Genomic DNA, 8,677 nt, shown 5'->3' with positions numbered 1-8,677 from the left:
CCGCGAACTTTCCGACTCCGGGAGATATGACATGGCCAAGTCTGCCGCCAAGGCGCCCGCCAAGAAGACCGTTCCGAAGACATCGGCGGCCACGAAGATCGTGAAATCGAGCCGGATCGATCTGGCCTCCAACACCAAGACGAAAGTCGTCGGGCTGCTGAACGAGCGCCTTGCCGACGGCATCGATCTGGCCCTTCTGACCAAGCAGGCTCACTGGAACCTGAAAGGCCCGGGGTTCATCGGAGTCCATCTGATGCTCGACAGCTTCCGCGATGAGCTCGACGAACATGTCGACACGGTCGCGGAACGTATCGCGCAGCTCGGCGGAATTGCGCTGGGCACGACGCAGGCCGCTGCTGCCTCGACTTCGCTGAAAGCCTATCCGACCGAGATCGTCGGCGTGCAGGACCACCTCCGGGCCCTGATCGAGCGCTATGCGGATGCCGGCAACAAGGTCCGTGACGCGATCGACGCCTGCGACGAGGCCGGTGATGCCGATACGGCCGACATTCTCACGGCCTATTCGCGCGCCCTCGACAAGTCGCTCTGGTTCCTGCAGTCCAATCTGGGCTGAGGCGATCCGGCGCAGGGTTGTGGGCCGCGCGGCATCGAAAACGTTGACGCGTGCCCCGCGCATGCGCTCTTAAGGCACGAGACCTTTTGGCCAGTGATCTTCCGGCCGGGGCAGGTTCCCCGGCCTTTCTGCGTTCGAGCGATGTGATGATGGACAAGACTTTCGAGCCGGCAGCCGTCGAGGCCCGGATCAGCAAGGCCTGGGACGAGGCCGAGGCCTTCAAGGCGGGCAGGGGCGCAGCTCCGGGGGGCGAGCCCTATTGCATCGTGATCCCCCCGCCGAACGTGACGGGCTCGCTCCATATGGGGCATGCGCTCAACAACACGCTGCAGGACGTGCTCTGCCGCTTCGAGCGCATGCGCGGCAAGGACGTGCTCTGGCAGCCCGGCACCGACCACGCGGGCATCGCGACGCAGATGGTCGTCGAGCGCAAGCTCGCCGCGGAGAACAAGACCGACCGGCGCAGCATGGGCCGCGAGGCCTTCCTGGCCGAGGTCTGGAAGTGGAAGGAGGAATCGGGCGGCACGATCGTCAACCAGTTGCGCCGTCTCGGTGCCTCGTGCGACTGGTCGCGCGAGCGCTTCACCATGGACGAAGGCCTGTCGGCCGCCGTCCTCAAGGTCTTCGTCGGCCTGCACAAGCAGGGGCTGATCTATCGCGCCAAGCGCCTCGTGAACTGGGATCCGAAGTTCCAGACCGCGATCTCGGATCTCGAGGTGCTGCAGGTCGAGAAGCTCGGCTCGTTCAAATGGCAGCGCGAGGGCGAGGAGGCGTTCGACGCCGCCAAGCTCGACAAGGTGCTGAGCCGCGACCCGAACGGGCATCTCTATTACTTCAACTACCCGCTCGAAGGTGTGACCTACGATGCGGACGACGCCTCGACCTTCATCACGGTCGCGACGACCCGTCCGGAGACCATGCTGGGCGATACCGGCATCGCCGTTCACCCGGACAATGAAAAGATCGGCCACCTGATCGGCCGCACCGCGGTGCTCCCGCTGGTCGGGCGCATCATCCCGATCGTGCCCGACGACTACGCCGACCCGGAGAAGGGCACGGGCGCGGTCAAGATCACCCCGGCGCACGACTTCAACGATTTCGAGGTCGGCAAGCGACACAAGCTCGACGTCGTCAACATCCTGGATGGCGAGGCGCGCATCCTGCTGGCCGGCAACGAGGATTTCCTGGCCGGGTCCAAGCCGGACGCCGAGACGCTGGCCCTGGACGGGCTCGACCGCTTCGTCGCGCGACGCCGTGTCGTCGAGATGATGGCCGAGCGCGGCCTGCTCGGGAAGATCGAGCCCCATGCCAACACCGTGCCGCATGGCGACCGCTCGGACGTCGTCATCGAGCCCTGGCTCACCGACCAGTGGTATGTCGAAGTCAAGCCGCTGGCGCAGCGTTCGATCAAGGCGGTGCAGGACGGGCGGACCAAGTTCACGCCCGAGAACTGGACCAAGGTCTATTACGACTGGCTTGAGAACATCGAGCCGTGGTGCGTCTCGCGCCAGCTCTGGTGGGGCCACCAGATCCCGGCCTGGTACGGCCCGGATGGCGAGGTCTTTGTCGCGCAGTCCGAAGCCGAGGCGCAGACGCTCGCCATGGCGCATTACGGCGATACCGTCGCGCTGACGCGCGACGAGGACGTGCTCGACACCTGGTTTTCCTCGGCGCTCTGGCCGTTCTCGACGCTGGGCTGGCCCGAGCAGACGGCCGAGCTGAAGCACTATTATCCGACGGCTACGCTGGTCACTGCTTTCGACATCATCTTCTTCTGGGTGGCCCGGATGATGATGATGGGCCTCAACTTCATGGACGAAGTGCCGTTCAGGGACGTCTACATCCACGCCATCGTTCGCGACGAGAAGGGCGCGAAGATGTCGAAGTCGAAGGGCAACGTCATCGATCCGCTGACGCTCGTCGACAAGTACGGCGCCGACGCCCTGCGCTTCACGCTGGCTGCCATGGCTGCGCAAGGCCGCGACATCAAGCTGGCCACCTCGCGCGTCGAGGGCTACCGCAACTTCGCGACGAAGATCTGGAATGCCGCGCGCTTCGCCGAGCTCAACGGCTGCGCGCGGGCGGAAGGCTTCGACCCTGCGTCGGTCAGGCAGCCGCTCAACCGCTGGATCCTCAGTGAAGCCGCCCAGGCGGCCGAGGAGGTCGCTTCCGGCATCCCCAGCTTCAAGTTCAACGAGGCGGCGGGCGCGGCCTATCGCTTCGTCTGGAACCAGTTCTGCGACTGGTATCTCGAACTCGCCAAGCCGGTGCTGCAGGGCGAGAATGTCGATGCCGCCGCCAAGGCCGAGACGCAGGCGACGGTGGCGTACGTCATCGACCTGATCTGCCAGCTGCTGCATCCGTTCATGCCCTTCCTGACCGAGGAGCTCTGGGCGCAGAAGGCGGAAGCCGGCGCGCCGCGCAAGCTGGCGGCAGGCGACGCCTCGCTGGTCTGCCTCACCCGCTGGCCGGAGCTTTCGGCGCTGAAGGACGAAGCAGCCGAGGCCGAGATCGGCTTCGTCGTCGACCTGATCTCCGACATCCGTTCGGTGCGCTCCGAGGTCAACGTCCCCGCCGGCACGCAGGCGCCGCTCGTCCTCGTCAACGCCTCGGCGGCGACACGCGCGACGATCGAGAGCTGGCGTCCGATGATCGAGCGCCTCGCGCGCGTCTCCGATATCGCCTTCGAGGCGGCGGCGCCGGCCCAGTCGGCCCAGATCATCGTGCGCGGCGAGGTGGCGGCCCTGCCGCTCGCCGGCCTGATCGACCTCGATGCCGAGCGCTCCCGCCTCACGAAGGAGCTTGCCAAGCTCGACCAGGACATCGCGGTCGTCGAGAAGAAGCTCGGCAATCCCGATTTCATGGCGCGCGCGCCGGAGGAGATCGTCGAGGAGAACCGCGAGCGCAAGGCTGCGGCCGAAGCGCGCAAGCTCAAGATCGCGGAGGCCCTGACGCGGCTCTCGTAAGGGGCCGCCGCTGGCATCGGCGCGTGATCCATCCCGTCGTGCTCGCCCTTGTGGCGACCACGACGCATTGGACACGGCATGGCTTTGGCGCGCGCGGATTGTCGGGACAAGCCGACGTGACCAAGGGGTAGGTCAGGTTCCGGTCAAGAGCGACGCAATCCGGTCACGGCATCGTCGTCAAATTGACGCTGAACGAAGAGAGGACTCGCATTCTCTCGCGGACCCCGCTTAGATGCGCCCGACGCAAACCCGCCATGCAGAATGCGTGGCGGCCAAAGGACCGGCTGTTCAGAACCCATGCTCAAGCGAGCTTATGACTGGTGCGTTTCATACGCCTCCCACCCGGCTGCCCCCTGGCTGCTCTTCGCAATCACCTTCGTTGAAAGCTCGATCAGCCCTCTGCCGCCGATCCCGCTGCTGATTCCGATGTGCATCGCCCGGCCGGACCGTGCCTGGTTCTATGCCGGCATCTGCTCGCTCGGAGCGGTGCTCGGTGGTTATCTCGGCTACGCCATCGGTGCGCTGCTCTACGAGTCGCTCGGTGCCTGGCTGATCAGCCTCTACGGGTTGCAGGACAAGGCGGCCCACCTGATCTCGAGTTCGCAGGATTACTGGTTCTGGGTGCTCGTCACCAAGGGGCTGACGCCGATCCCCTTCAAGATCGTCACCATCATGTCCGGCTTCCTGCATTTCGACCTTTGGAAGTTCACGATCGGCATGGTCGTCTCGCGCGCGAGCTTCTTCCTGATGATCGCGGTGGCCCTGCGCTTCTATGGCGACGACATCCGCATCTTCATCGAGAAGCATCTCCCGATGACGGCGCTGGCACTCGTGGTCGTTGTTGTCGGCGGCTTCTTCGTCCTGCCCATGGTACTCTGAGACGCCGTTGCGTCAGATGCTGCGCCGCACTTTGTGACATCGGCGCAACACACGAATGAGAACGGCGCGCTGCGCCTTCTCGATTGCCTCCATCGCCGCGAAGCCGCCACAAACGACGCCCAGCAAAACGGGGCGTTAAGTCCCTGAGATATATTCAAAATGGAACTAAACGCGCGGCTTCGGGAAGTGTTCCCGGGCCGGTGTCGGGTTTCGGGGGCGCAGATTGCTCCTGGCGGGCGTGGCGTGGCACATCTTCGCGCCGTGCTGGTCGGGAGACGGGACGAGTGGCGATGGATTCGCGTGTGTTCGACAAGTCGAGGCTGCCGAGCCGCCATGTAAGCGTCGGCCCGGCCAAGGCCCCGCATCGATCCTACTATTATGCGATGGGCATGACCGCGAAGCAGATCGCGCAGCCCTTCGTCGGCGTCGCCTCCTGCTGGAACGAGGCGGCTCCCTGCAACATCTCGCTGATGCGCCAGGCTCAGGCGGTGAAGAAGGGCGTTGCCTCCGCCAGCGGCACGCCCCGCGAGTTCTGCACCATCACGGTCACGGACGGCATCGCGATGGGCCACCAGGGCATGAAGTCGTCGCTGGCCTCGCGCGAGGTCATCGCCGACTCCGTCGAGCTCACCATGCGCGGCCACTGCTATGACGCGCTTGTCGGCCTTGCCGGCTGCGACAAGTCGCTGCCGGGCATGATGATGGCGATGGTGCGCTTGAACGTGCCGTCGATCTTCATTTATGGCGGTTCGATCCTGCCGGGCACCTTCAAGGGCCGCCCGGTGACCGTGCAGGACGTCTTCGAGGCGGTCGGCAAGCATTCCGTCGGTGCCATGTCCGACGAGGACCTGCAGGAGCTTGAGGAGGCGGCCTGTCCCTCGGCGGGTTCCTGCGGCGCCCAGTTCACCGCCAACACGATGGCGACGGTCGCCGAGGCGATCGGCCTGGCTCTGCCCTATAGCTGCGGCGCGCCGGCCCCCTACGACGTGCGCGACACCTTCTGCTACACCGCCGGCGAGATGGTGATGGAGCTGATCGCCCGGAACATTCGCCCGCGCGACATCGTCACCCGCAAGGCGCTGGAGAACGCGGCGATGGTCGTCGCCGCGACGGGCGGCTCGACCAATGGCGCGCTGCACCTGCCGGCGATCGCCCATGAATGCGGCATCGACTTCGACCTCTTCGAGGTCGCCGAGATCTTCAAGAGGACGCCCTATATCGCCGACTTGAAGCCGGGCGGGAAATACGTCGCCAAGGACATGTTCGAGGTCGGCGGCATTCCTCTGGTCATGAAGAGCCTGCTCGATGCCGGCTACCTCCATGGCGACTGCATGACGGTGACCGGCCGGACCATCGCGGAGAACATGGCCTCGGTGAAGTGGAACGACCAGCAGGACGTGGTCTACCGCGCCGACAAGCCGATCACGGTCACCGGCGGCGTCGTCGGCCTGAAGGGCAACCTCGCCCCCGAGGGCGCGATCGTGAAGATCGCCGGAATGCCCGAGGACCAGCTCGTCTTCACCGGTCCCGCACGCTGCTTCGACCGGGAAGAGGACGCCTTCGAGGCCGTCAGGGACCGGACCTATGAGGTGGGCGACGTCATCGTCATCCGGTACGAGGGACCCAAGGGCGGCCCCGGCATGCGCGAGATGCTGTCGACCACCGCCGCCCTTTACGGACAGGGCATGGGTGACAAGGTCGCGCTCATCACAGACGGCCGATTCTCGGGTGCGACGCGCGGTTTCTGCGTCGGCCATGTCGGCCCCGAAGCCGCTGTCGGCGGGCCGATCGGCCTCATCCGCGACGGCGATATCATCGAGCTCGACGCCATCACAGGAAAGCTCGCAGTCCGCCTTTCTGATGCCGAACTTGAAGAGCGTCGTAAGAGCTGGACGCCTAGGAAGACCGACTACAATTCCGGAGCGCTATGGAAATACGCGCAGACGGTCGGTTCCGCCAAGGGCGGAGCCGTCACCCACCCAGGAGGGGCTGCAGAAACCCATTGCTATGCGGATATCTAGCTCGACCATAGCATGCCTGTTCCTGTTCCTGGGTGGCCCGCAGGTCGCCTGGGCCCAGGACTTCTCAGGCGCGAAGCCGCTGCCGCCGCGTGCGATTCCCGGCGGGGCGCTGCCGGAGCCGGATGATTCCGTACCGGGCGGCGCCGGGGCTGCGACCATCGCTCCCGCTCCCGATACGCCGACGGCCCACACCGCGCTGCCGCTCGTGCCCTTCACCAGCGCCCGCGACGCTCTGCGCGCCTGGATGCGGGATTCCACGGCCGGCAACAAGATCGGCGCCGTGCGCGCGCTGGAATATGCCGCTTCTCAGGGCCATCTCACTGCGCAGTACAAGCTTGGCCGGATGTATGCCGGTGGCGAGGGCGTCCCGGCCAATGATCTCAAGGCTTTCGAGTATTTCTCGAAGATCGCGGACGAGAATGCGGACGCGAATCCGGGCACGGCCGAAGGCCGCATCGTCGGCAGCGCATTCGTCGCGCTTGGCGGCTATTTCACCGACGGGATCAAGGGCAGCTATGTGAAGCCCAATCCCGACCGGGCTTTCGACATGTTCCACTATGCCGCGTCCTATTTCGGTGATCCGGACGGACAGTACAATCTGGGCCGCCTCTACATGACCGGACAGGGCACCAGCCGGGACCCGCGCCAGGCCGCCCGCTGGATGAAGCTCGCAGCCGAGAAGGGCCATGCCCCGGCGCGCGCGGCTTTCGGCGAGATGCTCATTCGCGGCGGCGAAGGCGTGCCGCGCCAGCCGGTTCTCGGGCTGATGTGGCTGGCGATGGCCCGCGAGGGCGCCGATCCGGCACGTGAGGCCTGGATCCTCGAGCGCCATGATGCGGCGTTCGCTGCGGCCTCGGCGGCCGATCGTTCGGCGGCGCTGGCCCTGATCGAGCGCCAGCATCTGGTGAGCTCGCGCAACGGCGGCAACAACAGCCAGAATTGAACCTGGGGCGTGCCGGCGGGCCTGCGGGGCGCCGGCGCCGGGCCTCAGTGCAGCTCCACCATCACCGGCACATGGTCCGACGGCTTCTCCCAGCCGCGGACATGCTTGACGATTTTCACGCCCGCCAGGCGGTCCGCCGCCTGCGGCGAGAGCAGCAGATGGTCGATGCGGATGCCGTTGTTCCGCTGCCAGGCGCCGGCCTGGTAATCCCAGAAGGTATAGAGCCCGCCGGCATCGGTCGTGCTGCGCAGGGCCTCGGTCAGGCCGAGATTGACCAGCGCGCGGAAGGCGTCGCGGGTCTGCGGCAGGAACAGCGCGTCGCTGACCCAGGCCGCCGGGTCGCGGGCGTCGCGCGGCTCCGGGATCACGTTGTAGTCGCCGGCGAGCACCAGCGGCTCCTCCTGCTCCAGCAGCATCCGGGCGTGGGCCGTGAGACGCTGCATCCAGCCGAGCTTGTAGGGATACTTCTCCGTGTTCGGAGGGTTGCCGTTGGGCAGGTAGATCGAAGCCACGCGGACGACACCGTCGCCGAAGGGCAGGATGCCCTCGAGATAGCGCGCCTGCTCGTCGCCATCATCGCCGGGCAGGCCGCGGCGGACATCCTCCAGGCGCGACCGGCTGAGGATGGCGACGCCGTTGAAGGTCTTCTGGCCGTGGGTCTCCACCTGCCAGCCTGCCGCCTCGATCTCGGCGCGCGGGAAGTCGGCGTCGAGGCATTTGATTTCCTGCAGGCACAGCGCATCGGGCTCGGCCTCCTTCAGGAAATCGAGCAGATGGCCGAGACGCTGGCGGACCGAGTTGACGTTCCAGGTGGCGATACGCACGAGACGCTCCGATCTGAGGCAGGCGGCAGGATAAGCGGGATCGCTGCCGCCATGGCAAGTCGCTTTCCACCGTGAAAATGCAAACTCCCCGCATCGCTGCGGGGAGCCATCATCCGTGGCCGGACTGTCGGAGCCTGTCAGGGGCAGGGGCGTTCCACGCCGCCCTTGGCGATATAAGTCCCGGTTTCGGGGTTGTAGCTCCTGAAGCGGCGCGAGCAGTAGGCGACCGCGTCGGTGTCCTCGACGCTGTAGCCATAGGCGCGCGGAGCAGGAGCACCATAGACCGGCGGCGCGACATAGACCGGCGCCGGCTCGGGATAGACATAGACCGGAGGCGGCGGAGGAGCTGCAAGCGCGCCCGCGGCAAGAGCCCCGCCAATGACGCCGGCCGCGATGCCGGCCCCGACCGCCGGGCCGCGGTTGTAGCGGTAGTAGCCGGGCCCGTAATAGCCGTAGCGGCGCCACTGCAC

The 8,677-nt window shown here is 66.3% G+C and carries 7 protein-coding genes; 5 read left to right on the top strand and 2 right to left on the bottom strand.

The genetic code is table 11. The features are described from left to right. Nucleotides 1-100: 100 nt before the first annotated feature. From dps to ACIPIA_RS06090, 5 genes are all read left to right on the top strand, one after another. Nucleotides 101-574, top strand: coding sequence for a DNA starvation/stationary phase protection protein Dps (dps, locus tag ACIPIA_RS06110; protein WP_400507657.1), 474 nt, complete (start codon nucleotides 101-103; stop codon nucleotides 572-574). Nucleotides 575-720: 146 nt separating this feature from the next. After that, the gene (locus tag ACIPIA_RS06105) at nucleotides 721-3,540 is read left to right on the top strand and encodes a valine--tRNA ligase (RefSeq protein WP_400507655.1); all 2,820 of its coding nucleotides are present in this window, start codon (nucleotides 721-723) and stop codon (nucleotides 3,538-3,540) included. Between the two features lie 297 nt (nucleotides 3,541-3,837). Further along, entirely contained in the window at nucleotides 3,838-4,419 is a 582-nt protein-coding gene (locus ACIPIA_RS06100) for a YqaA family protein (protein ID WP_400507653.1), read from the top strand. A gap of 290 nt (nucleotides 4,420-4,709) precedes the next feature. Continuing rightward, nucleotides 4,710-6,440, top strand: a complete 1,731-nt coding sequence (gene ilvD, locus ACIPIA_RS06095; RefSeq protein WP_400507651.1) for a dihydroxy-acid dehydratase — start codon at nucleotides 4,710-4,712, stop codon at nucleotides 6,438-6,440. Then, nucleotides 6,427-7,383, top strand: a complete 957-nt coding sequence (locus ACIPIA_RS06090) for a tetratricopeptide repeat protein (RefSeq protein WP_400507649.1) — start codon at nucleotides 6,427-6,429, stop codon at nucleotides 7,381-7,383. Before ilvD ends, ACIPIA_RS06090 begins: the two co-directional genes overlap by 14 nt. Before the next feature lie 44 nt (nucleotides 7,384-7,427). Here the strand turns inward: ACIPIA_RS06090 and xth are convergent, their stop codons facing one another. Next, nucleotides 7,428-8,207 (bottom strand): exodeoxyribonuclease III, encoded by a 780-nt coding sequence (xth, locus tag ACIPIA_RS06085; protein WP_400507647.1) that lies wholly within the window; start codon nucleotides 8,205-8,207, stop codon nucleotides 7,428-7,430. Between the two features lie 137 nt (nucleotides 8,208-8,344). Beyond that, on the bottom strand, nucleotides 8,345-8,677 hold a 333-nt coding region (locus ACIPIA_RS06080), incomplete at its 5' end, for a BA14K family protein (RefSeq protein WP_400507645.1).

It is taken from the genome of Allobosea sp. CER48 (assembly GCF_044752385.1).
Lineage (GTDB): Bacteria > Pseudomonadota > Alphaproteobacteria > Rhizobiales > Beijerinckiaceae > Allobosea.
The sequence above is the reverse complement of the archived record's forward strand: the minus strand, read 5'-3'. Positions and strand labels throughout refer to the sequence as shown.

Bases quoted from the DNA above. Each gene is read 5' to 3' on its own strand.
- ACIPIA_RS06105 (WP_400507655.1), top strand. From the start codon at position 721: ATGATGGACAAGACTTTCGAGCCGGCAGCCGTCGAGGCCCGGATCAGC.
- ACIPIA_RS06100 (WP_400507653.1), top strand. From the start codon at position 3,838: ATGCTCAAGCGAGCTTATGACTGGTGCGTTTCATACGCCTCCCACCCG.
- ilvD (WP_400507651.1), top strand. From the start codon at position 4,710: ATGGATTCGCGTGTGTTCGACAAGTCGAGGCTGCCGAGCCGCCATGTA.
- ACIPIA_RS06090 (WP_400507649.1), top strand. From the start codon at position 6,427: ATGCGGATATCTAGCTCGACCATAGCATGCCTGTTCCTGTTCCTGGGT.